The organism is Rhodovastum atsumiense, from assembly GCF_937425535.1.
Lineage (GTDB): Bacteria > Pseudomonadota > Alphaproteobacteria > Acetobacterales > Acetobacteraceae > Rhodovastum > Rhodovastum atsumiense.
On record NZ_OW485601.1, the window covers coordinates 2,547,146 to 2,560,207 of the forward strand.

General features: G+C 71.7%; 8 protein-coding genes. 3 read left to right on the forward strand and 5 right to left on the reverse strand.

The features are described 5' to 3' along the window. Window positions 1–109 precede the first annotated feature (109 nt). The 3 genes from NBY65_RS11655 to NBY65_RS11665 are packed head-to-tail and all read right to left on the reverse strand — an operon-like array spanning window position 110 to window position 4,212. Window positions 110–1,393, reverse strand: coding sequence for a virulence factor family protein (locus tag NBY65_RS11655; protein ID WP_150040075.1), 1,284 nt, complete (start codon window positions 1,391–1,393; stop codon window positions 110–112). Further along, window positions 1,390–3,987 carry a bifunctional lysylphosphatidylglycerol flippase/synthetase MprF gene (gene mprF / locus NBY65_RS11660; RefSeq protein WP_203330423.1) on the reverse strand — a complete coding sequence of 866 codons (2,598 nt, stop codon included), beginning with the start codon at window positions 3,985–3,987 and terminating at the stop codon, window positions 1,390–1,392. The genes NBY65_RS11655 and mprF overlap by 4 nt, the downstream gene beginning before the upstream one ends. 48 nt (window positions 3,988–4,035) lie before the next feature. After that, window positions 4,036–4,212, reverse strand: a complete 177-nt coding sequence (locus NBY65_RS11665; protein ID WP_162530476.1) for a hypothetical protein — start codon at window positions 4,210–4,212, stop codon at window positions 4,036–4,038. A gap of 320 nt (window positions 4,213–4,532) precedes the next feature. On the opposite strand from NBY65_RS11665, the gene NBY65_RS11670 reads away from it, so the two are divergent. Continuing rightward, window positions 4,533–5,777 (forward strand): coiled-coil domain-containing protein, encoded by a 1,245-nt coding sequence (locus NBY65_RS11670; RefSeq protein ID WP_250265664.1) that lies wholly within the window; start codon window positions 4,533–4,535, stop codon window positions 5,775–5,777. Between the two features lie 26 nt (window positions 5,778–5,803). Here NBY65_RS11670 and NBY65_RS11675 read toward each other — a convergent pair whose 3' ends face one another. Further along, on the reverse strand, window positions 5,804–6,526 hold the full coding sequence (locus NBY65_RS11675; protein ID WP_150040073.1) for a glutathione binding-like protein: 723 nt from the start codon (window positions 6,524–6,526) through the stop codon (window positions 5,804–5,806). A 111-nt stretch (window positions 6,527–6,637) separates the two neighbouring features. Between NBY65_RS11675 and NBY65_RS11680 the strand changes: the two genes are divergently transcribed. Both NBY65_RS11680 and NBY65_RS11685 read left to right on the forward strand, forming a co-directional pair. Then, window positions 6,638–6,943, forward strand: a complete 306-nt coding sequence (locus tag NBY65_RS11680; protein WP_150040072.1) for an ArsR/SmtB family transcription factor — start codon at window positions 6,638–6,640, stop codon at window positions 6,941–6,943. Between the two features lie 182 nt (window positions 6,944–7,125). After that, window positions 7,126–8,949, forward strand: coding sequence for a hypothetical protein (locus tag NBY65_RS11685; RefSeq protein WP_250265665.1), 1,824 nt, complete (start codon window positions 7,126–7,128; stop codon window positions 8,947–8,949). Window positions 8,950–8,979: 30 nt separating this feature from the next. Here NBY65_RS11685 and NBY65_RS11690 read toward each other — a convergent pair whose 3' ends face one another. Next, window positions 8,980–13,059 carry a DUF4011 domain-containing protein gene (locus tag NBY65_RS11690; RefSeq protein WP_162530475.1) on the reverse strand — a complete coding sequence of 1,360 codons (4,080 nt, stop codon included), beginning with the start codon at window positions 13,057–13,059 and terminating at the stop codon, window positions 8,980–8,982. Window positions 13,060–13,062 lie beyond the last annotated feature (3 nt).

Here is a 13,062-nt window from a genome sequence, read left to right on the forward strand (position 1 = left end):
TTCGTAAGGAAATGCAACGATATAGGCGTTTGGGCGGGGGTTCACCCCGCACCCGACCAGGGCTTCGCCCTTGGATCCCATGACTCTGTGCCGCGCAGCGCTTATGGGATTATGGCGCAACGCGCCGCCGCAGGCCTTCCTCGATCCGTGTCGCCAGCGCCACGTAATCGCCCCCGAAATGGTGCCCGCCGCGGGTGCGGATCACCTCGGCGCCGCGGGCCGCCAGGGCCGGGCAGGCGGAATCGGTTTCCTTCTCCCCGTGGACGCACTGGATCAGGCTGCCCGGCACCCGGTCGATTTCCGGCGTGGTCGGCAGCGCCGCGGCGCTCGGTGCGCTGCCCAGCCAGCCGGCGACCCGGATCTCGAACTCGGCGGCCTTCGAGAAGCCGAGCAGCGTGATCAATGCCACCGACTCGCGCAGTTGGGGGGACAGGCGGTTGAAGGCGAAAGGCAGCACGTCGGCGCCGAAGGAATAGCCGATGAGGGCGACGTGACGCGCCTGGAAGCGTGCCTTGTAGGTGGCGATCACCGCCGCGAGGTCCGCCGCCGTCTGCGCCGGTGTCTTGCGGCTCCAGAAATAGCGCAGGCAGTCCCAGCCCACGACGGGGATACCGCGTTGGCCGAGCCGCTCGGCGATGGTCTTGTCGAGGTCGCGCCAGCCGCCGTCGCCGGACAGCACGATCGCCATCAGGCCGGAGGGCTGTGCCGCCGGAACTTCCACCAGCGGCAGGGAGGACACGTTGCCGGCATTCGGCACGGTCGCGCCGAGATGCGGGGTGATCGCCGTGACCAGTGCCGTGCGCGCGCCGTCGCCCGTGGCCCGATCCTCCTTCGCCTCGGCGAGGAAGCCGGGCGGGGTCTTCGCGGCAGGATAGGCGAAGCCTCCGTCCGCGGCGGTGGCCGGCGGCTCGGCGCAGAGTGGCCGCGTGCCGGGGATGATCGCGGCCGGCCGCAGCATCACGGCCCCGGCGATCGTGTTGGCCGGGGCCTGGGCCAGCGCCACCCGGGCGAGCGTCCCGCCGATGCCGGTGCCGGCGAGGATCGGCGCCAGGTACACCCCGGCGCCGTGCTGGCGCTGCAATTGGTGGCTCAGGCTTTCGGCGTCGTTGAAGGCGTCGTCGTCGCACGCGTCCCGGGTCTGGTCGAGGCGGCGGAGATAGCGGGGCGTGTCCACCCCGACCACGATGGCGCCGGCCGCTGCCAGGGCCTGCGCGGTGGCGTCGTCGGCGGCTTCCCAGCCACCCGCATCGGAGAACAGCACGACCAGGCCGCGCACCTCGCCCGTGGGCTGCTGCAGCCGCACCTCGCCGTAGCGGCCGCCATCCAGCGCCCGGGCCGGCGCGGCCAGCATCAGCCAGCCGAGCAGGGCGAGCAGCAGGGGGGCGGGTTTCATGGCCGGCCCGCGCCGGTCAGCATGGTGACGTCAGCCAGCGCCAGATAGGGGCCGATGGTGCCGGAGGCGGCGAGATAGCGCGGCTCCCAGCTCGGCGCGAACTTGTTCTTGAAGGCCCGCAATCCCTGGAAATTATACAGCCGGCCGCCGTGCTGCCACAGCAGGCTGGCAAGGTGATGCCAGGACGAGGCGAGCGGCGTCGGCGCCAGCCCTGCGAGCGGAGCCATGCCCAGGCTCAGCGCGTGGAACCCGTGTTCCTTCAGGTGCAGCGCCAGCCGGGTGAACAGGAATTCCATTGCGTAGGCCGATGCGTCGGGCGTGTGGCGCATGATGCCGATGGTGGCCTCGCCGCCGTGCCCGGTCGCCATCACGGTGACGAAGGCGACCGGGGCGCCGTGCTGGCGCACCAGCGCCACCGATTGCGCGGCCAGGTAGGCCGGCCCGAACGCCGCCACCGAGAAGCCTTTCTCGCGGGTCTGCTGCGTCTTCAGCCAGGCATCGGAAATGCGCGCGAGCATGGGGGCGATTTCCGGCACCGCCGCTTCGGGGACCAGCTCGAAGGTCAGCCCGTCACGCTCGCCGCGCCGCAGCGCATAGCGCAGGTGGCTGCGCTGCCCGCCTTGCAGGGTGAAATCGTCCAGCCGGATCACCGCTTCCTCGCCCAGCTTGATCAGCCGCAGCCCGGCATCGAGGTAAAGCGGCAGGTTCTCCGGCCGCACCTGGTAGAAGGCGACGCGGCCGTCCTGGGAATCCGCCAGCTCGACGAAGCGCCAGATCAGCTCCGCCCATTCCTCGCGCGGGCCCACCGGATCATAGAGCGCGATCCAACTGCGTCCGCGGCAGGCATACATCAGGAAGGCGCGCCGGGAGGCCGAGAACAGAAAGCTCTTGTCCCCCATCAGGGCGAGCAGGGCGCTGCTGCGCTCCTGGGTGCGGATGATCTGCGCCGCGTCCAGCAGATCCTGCGCGCTCGGCGGCACGGCACGGGCGGAGGCGCCGCGCAGCAGCACCCACAGCGCCAGCCCGGTCGCGAACGCGGCGGCGGCGACGGTGGCGCGCAGCGCCCGCGGGGCACGGGCATCGAAGGCGAACTGCCACCACAGGTCATGGGTGTAGGCGGTGTCGCGGAAGGCGAACAGCATCGACCAGACGGCGACGATGGTGACCGTGGCGATCGCCATCAGCCAGCCCGGCGTCAGCGGGTGCTGCAGCAGGGACGCCGGGCGGTTGAAGCGCGGACGTACCCCCCACAGCGTGAGCAGCAGGCAAAGCAGCAGCGTGGCTTCCCCGAAGGCCAGGCCCTTGGCCAGCGAGAGCACCAGGCTGACGCTGGTCAGCACCATGGCCAGCCACCACGCCCCGTCCAGCCGGTGGAACAGGCCGCGGGCGACGAACAGCAGCACCACGCCCACCAGGCTGCCCAGGAAATGGGATGCTTCCACCAGCCAGAGCGGCGCGGCCATGCTGAGCAGGTCCAGCCGTTGCCGGAAGGACGGGGTGGCGCCGGAGACCAGCAGCATGGCGCCGATGGCGAAGGTGATGACGCCCAGGAAGGGGGGCGCGAGCTGGTCGACCGCCCGCCGCACCCGTTCGCCGTACTGCGGCGCGAGCCGTCCGCTGACGGCGCGCAGCTCGAAGGCGGCGACCAGGATGCCGGAGAGCAGCAGCGGCAGCAGGAAGTAGATCGCACGATAGGCGAGCAGCGCGGCGATGGCCTGGTCGGGGGAGACGCTGTCGCGCAGGGCGAACACCACCACCGCCTCGAACACGCCCAGCCCGCCCGGCACATGGCTGATGACGCCGAGCGTGATCGCCGCCGTGAAGATCGCCATGAACTCGACCAGACCGGTGCGGCCGTCCGGCAACAGCACCCACAACGCCAGGCCGGCCCCCAGCAGATCAATGCCAACCAGGAACAGTTGGGCGAGGGCGGCGCGACGGCTGAGGCGGGCGATGCGCAGCCGTCCGATCCGGAGCGGCGGTCCTCCGGCCCGGCAGAACAGCAGCCCGATGCCGGAGGCGACCAGGATCGCCACCGATGGCAGGCGTACGGCGGCTTCCGGCAGATGCAGCATCGCCGCGATGGCGGGGGCGGCGACCACGCCGCTGACGGCCGTCAGCACCACCAGCCCGGCGGTGAAGCTGACGGTGATCAACAGCATCAGTTGTGCGATCTGCTCGGGACGCACGCCCACCGAACCATAGACGCGGTAGCGCACGGCGCCGCCGGTCAGGGCGCCGGTCCCCACGGCATTGCCGAGGGCCGACCCGCAGGCCGCGCCCAGCAGCAAGGGCACCGGCGCGACCCGCGTTCCGGCCAGCGGCAGCAGGGTGGCGTCGCGGCCGATCAGCGCCGCATAGCTGATCACCGTCGCCAGCACCGACCAGCCGAGCACCGACAGCGGCAGGCCGCGCAGGACGGTGATCGTGGCATGATAGTCGATCCCGCTCGAAAGCTGCTGCAGCAGGACCAGGATGACCCCGCAGGCCAGCAGGCCGAGCGCCGGCAGAAGGAAGCGGCGCAGGCGCTGGAGCAGGCCACCGGGCATCGCAGGCTGGCCCGCAGTGGGTTCGGTCTGGGGAGGTGCGAGCATGGGTCGGTCAGCAGCGGGAAGAAGGGGCGCCAGTTCCATGGGCATGCGTTAAGTTGTGCTCGCCGATTTATTGATCGCTGGTTTATTGATCATCAGGTCGGGGCTTTCACCCGGAAGTGGGTGATAGATGAAACCGCGATGATTCCTCCAGCTAAAACGGATTGCCGCACCGGCAGGCACCATGGTTGTGCCCTGCCTGGCGCCCCCGTCCGGGTTGAAATTCATCCTGGCCTCTTGTGCTGCTCCTGGCTTCCCGCCCGATGCCGCATCAGGCAACCGCCGGCCGCAATGAACAAATGCCAGTTGGTCGTGGCACCCGGTCGGATGTGCGGCTCCGCCGGGTCACGACCGCACCGTCGCGCGAACTACATGCCCGGGTTCCCGTCCGGTCGCAAGCATCGGGTTCGCGTGGGGGACGGGCATCGCGGAAACCGCAACGTGATCCGCCGGCACCACCCCGCGGAACAATGCCGGTTGATCTGCCCGGCGAAAGCGGGCGGCATGGTCCGGGTCGTGCCGGCTGCGGGACTGCGGAAGGGGGAAGAATGCGGACAAGGACGGGCTGGCGGAAGCCGGCCGTGGTTGCGCTGCCGGTGGCGCTGGGCGCCTCCCTCGGCGGTTGCGGGTACACCCTGGAACAGAGCGGCCGCGTCGCCACGATCACCGAGCAACGCGGCGAGGCCGAGACCCGCGCCGCCGCCCTGCAGCAGCGCGTCACCGAGCTGGAAAGCACCCTGGCGGCGGAGCATCGCGCGGCGAGCGATCTGGCCGAACTGGAGCGCAGGCTGGCCGGTGCCCGCTGGGAGCTCGAAGTGGCGCAGCGGGCGCGCCAGCTTGCCGCCCGGCAGGAGGCGACGCTGCGCGATCAGGTGGCGGAGCAGCAGCGCGAGCTGGAAGGGCTGCGCGCCGAGGTGGGGCGGTCCCGGCAGGGCCTGGCGGCGCAGCAGGAGGCGGCACGCGAGGCGGACCGCGCGGTGGCGGAGACCGAGGCGCGGCTGGCGCAGTTGCGGCAGGCGGAGCAGGAGACGCGCCGGCAGCTCGGCACGCTGCAGGGGCGGGCGGGCGAGCTGCAGGCGAACGTGACCGCCGCCGAGACCCGGCTGGCGGATGCGCGCCGGTCGCTGGCGGAGACCGAGGCCGGCCTCGCCAACCGTCGCACGGCCCTGGGGCAGGTGCAGGCGGAGCTGGACCGGGTGTCGGCCAGCCGCGAGCAGGCCACCGCGCTGCAGAAAGGGTTGGACTCCCACAACGTCGAGCTGCGCGCGGCCATCGATGCCGGCGAGCGCCGCCTGGCCGGGCTGCGCGACGCGACGGAGGCGGCGGAGCGGCGCGCGCGGGAGCAGCGGGCGGAGGCGGAGTCGCTCGCGGCCGACATCGCCAGCCGGCGCGGCGCCCTGGCCACGACGCAGAGGCAGTTGAACGAGCTGCAGCAGGCGGTCGAGGCGGACGGCAGCCGGGTCCGCCAGATCGAAGCGCAGCAGCGGCAGGTTGCCGAGGCCAACGAGGCGGCCCGTCAGCTTCAGGCGACGTTGCGCCGCGAGGAGCAGGCGCTGCGCGAGCAGATCGCGGCGATGACCCAGCGGCGCCAGGAGCTGCAGGATCAGCTCGGCCAGACCGAGGCCCAGTTGCGCGAGCAGCGCCGGGAGCTGGCCGGGTTGCGCGCGACCCTGGGGCGCGAGCGTCAGGGCGGCCCCCCTGGCGGCGCGGAACCGCCGGGGGGGCAGGCGGCGATTTCGGCGGCCCCCACCGTGCCGCCGCTGCCGGAGCGGGACGGCCGGCCGGAGCCCTAGCGGCGCATCGGCCGGCGCCCCGCGGGTCAGCTCGCGGCGGGGGGCTGGGGGGTGGCGGTGGTGCCGGCGGTCTGGCCGAACAGGATGGCGCGCGACTGCTCGTTCACGGTCGGGGCGGTGTTGATTTCCGCGCCCCGGGCATAGGCCCGCCTTGTGGCCGGGCGGTCCGCGATGGCCGCGAACCAGCGGGCGAGATGCGGGAAATCCTCGAGCTTCTGCTGCTGCGCCGCGTGCGGCACGATCCAGGGATAGGCGGCGATGTCGGCGATGGAATAGGTCTCGCCGGCCACATAGGGACGGTCGGCCAGCCGCCGGTTCAGCACGCCGTACAGCCGGTTGGTCTCGTTGACGTAACGGGTGATGGCGTAGGGGATCTGCTCCGGCGCATAGCGGACGAAATGGTGGTTCTGCCCGGCCATCGGCCCCAGCCCGCCCATCTGCCAGAACAGCCATTGCAGCGTCTCGGCGCGGCCGCGCAGGTCGTTCGGGATCAACTGGCCGGTCTTCTCGGCGAGGTAGAGCAGGATCGCCCCGGATTCGAAGAGTGGGACGGGGGCGCCGCCACCCGCGGGGGCCTGGTCCACGATCGCGGGGATGCGGTTATTGGGGGCGATGCGCAGGAATTCCGGGCGGAACTGCTCGCCCGCGGAGATGTTCACCGGAATGATGCGGTATTCGAGACCGGTTTCTTCCAGGAACAACGTGATCTTGTGGCCGTTCGGCGTGGGCCAGTAATACAGGTCGATCATGTGATGGCTCCCTCGCGATCGTCGCTGGTTGCCGGGAGATGGGGGACGGGGACAAAGGTTCAAGAAGATTGAACTATTGAACCTGGAGCCGGTTCTCACGAGGTTGGGGGCATGCGACCTTTCCTTCATCCCAAGCGCGAGGAGATCACGCTGTCGGGGGTGCTGCATGCGCTGGCCGATCCGGTGCGACGGGCGATGTTCCGGCGGCTGGCCGCGCATGGACCGGACAGTTGCATCGCCTGTGCGCCACCCGCGCTGCCCAAGTCGACGCTGTCCCACCATGTCCGCGTGCTGCGGGAAGCCGGGCTGGTACGTTCGGAGAAACGCAGCACCGAGGTCAGCAACACCGCGCGGCTCGATGACATCGAGGCGCGGTTCCCCGGTCTGATCGCCGTGATCCTGGGCTGCAAGGACTGAGCGATGTCGCAAATCCCCGGGCGTTCCTTGCAGGATCCCGGATCATGCTGCCGAATTGGGTGGTGCGGGCGTGGGAAAACCTGGACTTCGTGACGGCGGGTCTGAACCCTGATCCCGGCGGTCCGGCTGCAGGCGACTCGCTTGTGCCGGCACAAGGGTGCGCCAACGTGAGGAGACGAACGATGACGAACGGGGAACCCAACCTGTCAGACGATCCGGGCAACATCAACCCGACGGCCTTGATGGGATGGCCCTGGAAACTGTCGCTGTTCATGTTGGTGGCGGCGGTGATCGCCGCTGCGTTCGTGGTCGCGCCGGACCTGGGACTGTCCAACATCGCCGGCCTGTCGTTGCCGCGTGCCTCGCCCTGGGTGGTCGTTGCCTGTGTCATGCTCTCGGCGTTGCTGGCGTTGCTGGCGGGGCCGATGGCGGTGGTGCGGCTGGCGATGGATTTTTCCAGCCAGCCGCAGCCGGTGGTGGAGATCGAAAACCTGCGCGGTGAGGATCTGGTGCCGGCCCTGCGCAGGCTGTTGCAAGAGGAACGGCGCTGGGTTCAGGAATCGGCCAATGCCGCGCATGGCGCGATGTCGGTGGGCGTGCAACTGACCGAGGTTGCCCGTGATGCCGAGCGCCGCCTGCGATCCCTGTCGGTGCAGCCGCTGCAGGCTGAGATTCCGGCGGACATCCGTGCTGGCATGCAACAGATTCTGACCGGTCTGCGTGACCTGACGACGCAGGCGCCGCGGGGTGAGGCGTCGGAGGCGATGCGTTCGGAGTTGCAGGAGATCCTGGCCGGCCTGCGTGCGCTGACGGCGCAGGCGCCGCGGGGTGAGGCGTCGGAGGCGATGCGTTCGGAGTTGCAGGAGATCCTGGCCGGCCTGCGTGCGCTGACGGCGCAGGCGCCGCGGGGTGAGGCGTCGGAGGCGATGCGTTCGGAGTTGCAGGAGATCCTGGCCGGCCTGCGTGCGCTGACGGCGCAGGCGCCGCGGGGTGAGGCGTCGGAGGCGATGCGTTCGGAGTTGCAGGAGATCCTGGCCGGCCTGCGTGCGCTGACGGCGCAGGCGCCGCGGGGTGAGGCGTCGGAGGCGATGCGTTCGGAGTTGCAGGAGATCCTGGCCGGCCTGCGTGCGCTGACGGCGCAGGTGCCGCGGGGTGAGGCATCGGTGGAGATGCGTGCGGAGCTGCAGGAGATCCTGGCCGGCCTGCGTGCGCTGACGACACAGGCGCCGCGGGACGAGGCCGCGCCTGAAACGGGTGCGGAGATCCGTGACATCCTGGGCAGCCTGCGCGAGACGGTGGCGCAGGCGGATACGCGCCTGGCCAGTGCGCTCGATGTGGCAGCCCGGGCCGGGCAGCAACTGGAAGAGAGCGGCACCGTCCTGGCCCGCATCGCCGCGGATCTGGGCACGGCCGGCGAACGCCTGCAGCCCGGTCCCGCCCACACCGACGAGGCAGCGCTCACCGAGGCCGCGGCCCGTCTCGAAGCGGTCGGCAACATCGTCGCGGGGGTGACGGCACAGATCAACGGTGCGGCCGAGCGGCTGCAGGATTTCGCCGGCCGGGCTGACGAGGCGACCACCAACGTGCTGACGCATCTGGATGCCGTCGCCAGCGCCTATGCCTGTGCCGTGACCGACCTCACCGGTTTGCGTGACCGGCTGGAAGCGGCCAGCGACCGTTCCAAGATCGTGATCGAGGCGGCGGCGGCGCGGCTGGCCGGCACGGGCACGCGCGACACCGAGGCGGCCCGGCGCATCGAGGTCAATACCCAGGCCCTCTCCGCCATCGTTACGCGGCTCGGCGAGGAGATCCTCTATCTGCGCACGACGGCCGAGCGGCATGACGCGATCGTCGCCGGGGCGATGGCACGGCTCGTGGAGATCATGCCACCGGATGGCGCGCCCGCGGAGGCTTCGCAGGGCAGCGATGGCGACGCGAAGGACGATCCCGCACCGGACACGGCGCCCGACCTTCCCACGGAGAAAGGGGCCGCCGGGAATGGATAGGTGTCCTTGCCACCATGACGATGCGGGAGGCTACCGCCCGCCGGGCGTCGTGCCCGTTGCACGGGCCGCGCGGGCTTCGGCCAGCGCCTGCGTCAGCGCCGCATGTAGCCGGTCGGCTTCCCGCTCCGCGTTGATCCACCAGTCCGTCGCCCAGACGCGCAGGACCCGCCATCCCAGCCGCTCCAGCACCAGCGGCCGCAGCCGGTCGCGGTCGCGCGCGCTGGCGCCACGCCGATAGGCGCCGCCGTCACACTCCACGCCGGCCAGGAAGGCGCCGGGCACATCCGGATCCACCACGCCGAGGTCGATGCGCAGGCCGGACAGGCCGATCCGGTGCCGCACCTCCCAGCCGCGTGCGCCCAGCCGCCCGGCGACCGACAGCATGAAGAGGGAATCGGGTTCGTCCGGTGGCGCGGAAGCGGGCATGTCGCCGGAGGCACCCTGTTCGGCGAAAGCGAGGAACTGCCGCAGATGCGCCACACCCGGCGCGGCGCTGCGGGCGGGATCGATCTGCCCGGCGCGCAGGCTGGCGAACACGACCAGCGCCTGCCGCGCGCGCGTCACCGCCACGTTCAGCCGTCGCTCGCCGCCGTCCTGGTTGAGCGGGCCGAAATTCATCAGCACCCGGCCCGTCGCGTCCGGCCCGTAGGTGAGCGAGAACAGCATGACATCGCGTTCCTCGCCCTGCACGCCTTCGATGCTCTTCACCAGCACCGGTTCGGGCGCGTCGTCGCAGAAATGTGGCTCCAGCGCCGGGTCGTCGCGCCGCGCCGCATCCAGCAGATCTTCGATCAGCGCCTGCTGCTCAGCGTTGAAGGTGACGATACCAAGGGAGGGCACCGGCCCGCCGCTCCGTCGTTCCCGCAGCAGCGCCAGCGCCGCGGCGACCACGGCACGTGCCTCGGTGGAATTGGTGCGGGTGCCGGCCCGGTCATAGATGCCATCTGGCACGTGCCGGAAGGAAACTGCGGTGTCGCGCGTGACCGGGGAGGGAAAGGTCAACAGACGGCCGCCATAATAGGTCCGGTTGGAAAAGGCGATCAGGCTCTCGTGGCGGCTGCGGTAATGCCAGCTCAGCTCGATCGCGGGCAGGCCGGCGCCGAGGCATTCATCAAGGATGGAATCAAGGTCCTGCGCATCGAACTCCGCCACGTCTTCGGCGACACCCGGCGATTGCCGTTCGAAGAAGCGGGTGGGCGGAAGCTGCTGCGGATCGCCCGCCACCACCACCTGCCGGCCGCGCCCGATCACGCCGATCGCATCCCAGGCCGGGATCTGCGAGGCTTCATCGAAGATCACCAGATCGAACGGCTCGGCATCGGCCGGCAGGTACTGCGCGACCGAGAGCGGGCTCATCATCAGGCAGGGCGTGAGCCGCCGCAGCAGCCGCGGCATCCGCGCCGCCAACTGGCGCACCGGCAGATGCCGCTGTCGTTTCGCCAGCTCGCGGGCCAGCACCGCGTAGTCCGGGTCACGCGCGCGCGCCTCGGCATCCGGCACCTCGGCGACCAGCCGCGCCCGCGCCAGCCGGGCGGCAAGGTCCAGCAGCCGCGCATCCAGCGCCCGGAAGCGGGCGATGCGGGTTTCGTGCCGGGAGGCAGCGAAGCCGCGCAGGCGTGGGGCGGCGGCGACCGTCACGCCGATCCACCAGCGCAGGTAGCTCGTCTCGAACGCCCGGACCGCATCGGCGGGCGCGATGTCCCCCGTCTCCAGGGCGCGCAGCAACGGCCCGAGCCCGGCGGCTTCCGCCCGCTGCGCCACCTCGCGCCAGGCGCACCAGGGCCGCAGCAGCCCGGCCGCGCCGTGCCAGCCGGCCAGATGCACGGCCAGCGCCGGTGCCCAGTCCGCGCGGGCGGGATCGATGATCGGGGTGGGGTCGCTGCCGCTGAGTTTCGCCACGGCCCGCAAGGCTGACCGTGCCTCGGCCCAGGCGCCGCGCAGCCGCCGCAGCACCGATCCGGCCGGGCCGGTCGGGGCCAGCAGCTCCGCGCCGTCGCGCAGCAGCCCGGCCAGGGTTCGGCGCAGCGTCCGCAATTCTGCCGCGTCGGCGACACAGGCGGCGACGGCCCGGCGCAGCCGCCTGGCCCGCGCGGCGGCGGCTTCCAGCCGGACGACATCCGTGTCCGGCCCGGCCCATAACGCGCCGAGCGAAGCGGCCAGGGTCGGTTCCGCCGCGGCGATGGCCTGTGCGATCTCCTGCAGTTCCGCCAGCCGTGCCAGGTCCGCGCCGCATTCCCGCGGCAGCCGGCCAGTGGTTGCCGTGGCGAGGCGGCGACGCAGCGCCCAGCGTGCCAGCCAGCGCCGTGGCAAGTTGTGCGTCGCGGTGGCGTCCCAGCGCCGGCGCAATTGCTGCAACGGCAGGGCCATCGCGTCGGGCTTCCAGGATGCGTCCAACGCGGCGCGCAACTCCTGTCGGCGCAGGAGCCGTGTCGTGGCCAGGGCCAGCGCCGCCTCGCCATTCCGCGCACCCTGGCCCAGCACCCAGAGGCTGTCGGCAGCGGCGGGGTCGAGCAACACGCCGGCCAGCGTATCCAGCGCGGACAGAAGCGTGTACGACGCGGCCGGGGCCGGTAGCCCGAGCACCCGCACGGCCTCCGTCGCGGCTGCCTGCAGCGTCGTCAGGGAATCGGCGGCGGTTGTCGCCGCCTGCAACAATTGTGTTTGCCACGGTGGTGTCCACGCGGCCGTGGCGATGCCGGCGAGCGCCGTATTGGCGAGAACATCGCCCACCTCGACGCGCATCGCGGCGGCTTCTTCCACCTGCTCGCGCAGATGCCGATAGGCGTCCGGATCCTGCGCCGCCGCCGCGGGCCAGGTGAGGGCAGGCGCCGGGACTGCGTCGGTCCCGGTCTGCAGCGCGCGGCCGATCGCCTCGAACAGGGTCCAGCCATTGCCGGCACGCCGATGCAGCGCCTGGAGATAGCCGTCCAGCTCGGCCCGCAAGGCCGCCGCCGCGTCCCCGGCGGCCTGCCAGTCCTGCGGGTCGAACGCCGCCTGGGCCCGCAGCGCCTGGCGCATCCGTTCGAGCACGGCCGCCTTGCTGGTGCGCGCGGAGAACAGGTCGAGGCAGAAGGCATCGAGCCCGACCCGGTGCAGGCGCCGCTGCACCACTTCCAGCGCCGCCCGCTTCTCCGCCACGAACAGCACGCTGCGCCCGCGCGCCAGCGCATCGGCGATGATGTTGGCGATGGTCTGGCTCTTGCCGGTGCCGGGCGGGCCGATCAGGACGAAGCTCTGGCCGGCGGCCGCGGCGGCGACGGCGCGCAGCTGCGAGCCGTCGGCATCGAGCGGGCAGACCAGATCGTCCGTCGTGGGTGCGGCCGGGCGGCCCGGACGCGGCGCGGTGGTCGCGCCTGCGGGACCGCCGAGCAGCCGGCAGGCGACCTCGTTCTGGCGCAGCGCCGCGGCGCGCTCCGCCAGATCCTTCCACATCAGGAATTTCGTGAAGGAGAGGTTGGTCAGCACCACCTCCTCCGTCACCGCCCAGCCGGGCAGCTCGCGCAGCCCGCCACGGAAGCTGTCGAGCACCCGGGCCACGTCGATGCTGCCCTCGCCGCCGGGCGGCAGCTCGCCGTCCAGGTCCGGGAAGACCAATCCGAAATCCTGCTTCAGCAGTTCCAGCAGGGTGGCATTGAGGCGCGGTTCGTCATCGTGCGGCCGCAGGGTGAAGCCCGCGCGCACGCTCGGTCGTTCCAGTGTCACCGGCAGCAGCAGGATCGGCGCGCGGAATGGCTCGCTGCGGCTCTTCTGCCGCCACAGCAGGGCGCCGAGGGTCAGGAACAGCGTGTTGGCGCCTCCCTCCTGCCAGGCGGCGCGGGCGCTTCGGTAGATCTCGGTCAGCACCGCCTGCAGCGATGCTGCATCGGCCTCGGTCGCCAGGTCACGCACGCCCAGGTCCGGCGCCGGTTCGGACCTGGGACGGAAGCGCAGCGGCGCCTCTGCGGGGCGTCCGCGCATCTGCCCCAGCATTGCCTCGATCCGGACGGGATCGGCCCCGGTGATCGCCAGCGCCTGCCGCCCCCCAACCGGCAAATTGAGCAGCCGGTTGCGACCGGAGATGTCGAGCAGCCGCTGGCGCCAGCGCGCCAACCGGTCGGGCGCCTCATGCACCGG

Coding starts and splice junctions, on each gene's coding strand:
- NBY65_RS11655 (WP_150040075.1), bottom strand. CDS start 1,393: ATGAAACCCGCCCCCCTGCTGCTCGCCCTGCTCGGCTGGCTGATGCTG.
- NBY65_RS11685 (WP_250265665.1), top strand. CDS start 7,126: ATGACGAACGGGGAACCCAACCTGTCAGACGATCCGGGCAACATCAAC.
- NBY65_RS11665 (WP_162530476.1), bottom strand. CDS start 4,212: ATGAATTTCAACCCGGACGGGGGCGCCAGGCAGGGCACAACCATGGTG.
- NBY65_RS11675 (WP_150040073.1), bottom strand. CDS start 6,526: ATGATCGACCTGTATTACTGGCCCACGCCGAACGGCCACAAGATCACG.
- NBY65_RS11680 (WP_150040072.1), top strand. CDS start 6,638: ATGCGACCTTTCCTTCATCCCAAGCGCGAGGAGATCACGCTGTCGGGG.
- mprF (WP_203330423.1), bottom strand. CDS start 3,987: ATGCTCGCACCTCCCCAGACCGAACCCACTGCGGGCCAGCCTGCGATG.
- NBY65_RS11670 (WP_250265664.1), top strand. CDS start 4,533: ATGCGGACAAGGACGGGCTGGCGGAAGCCGGCCGTGGTTGCGCTGCCG.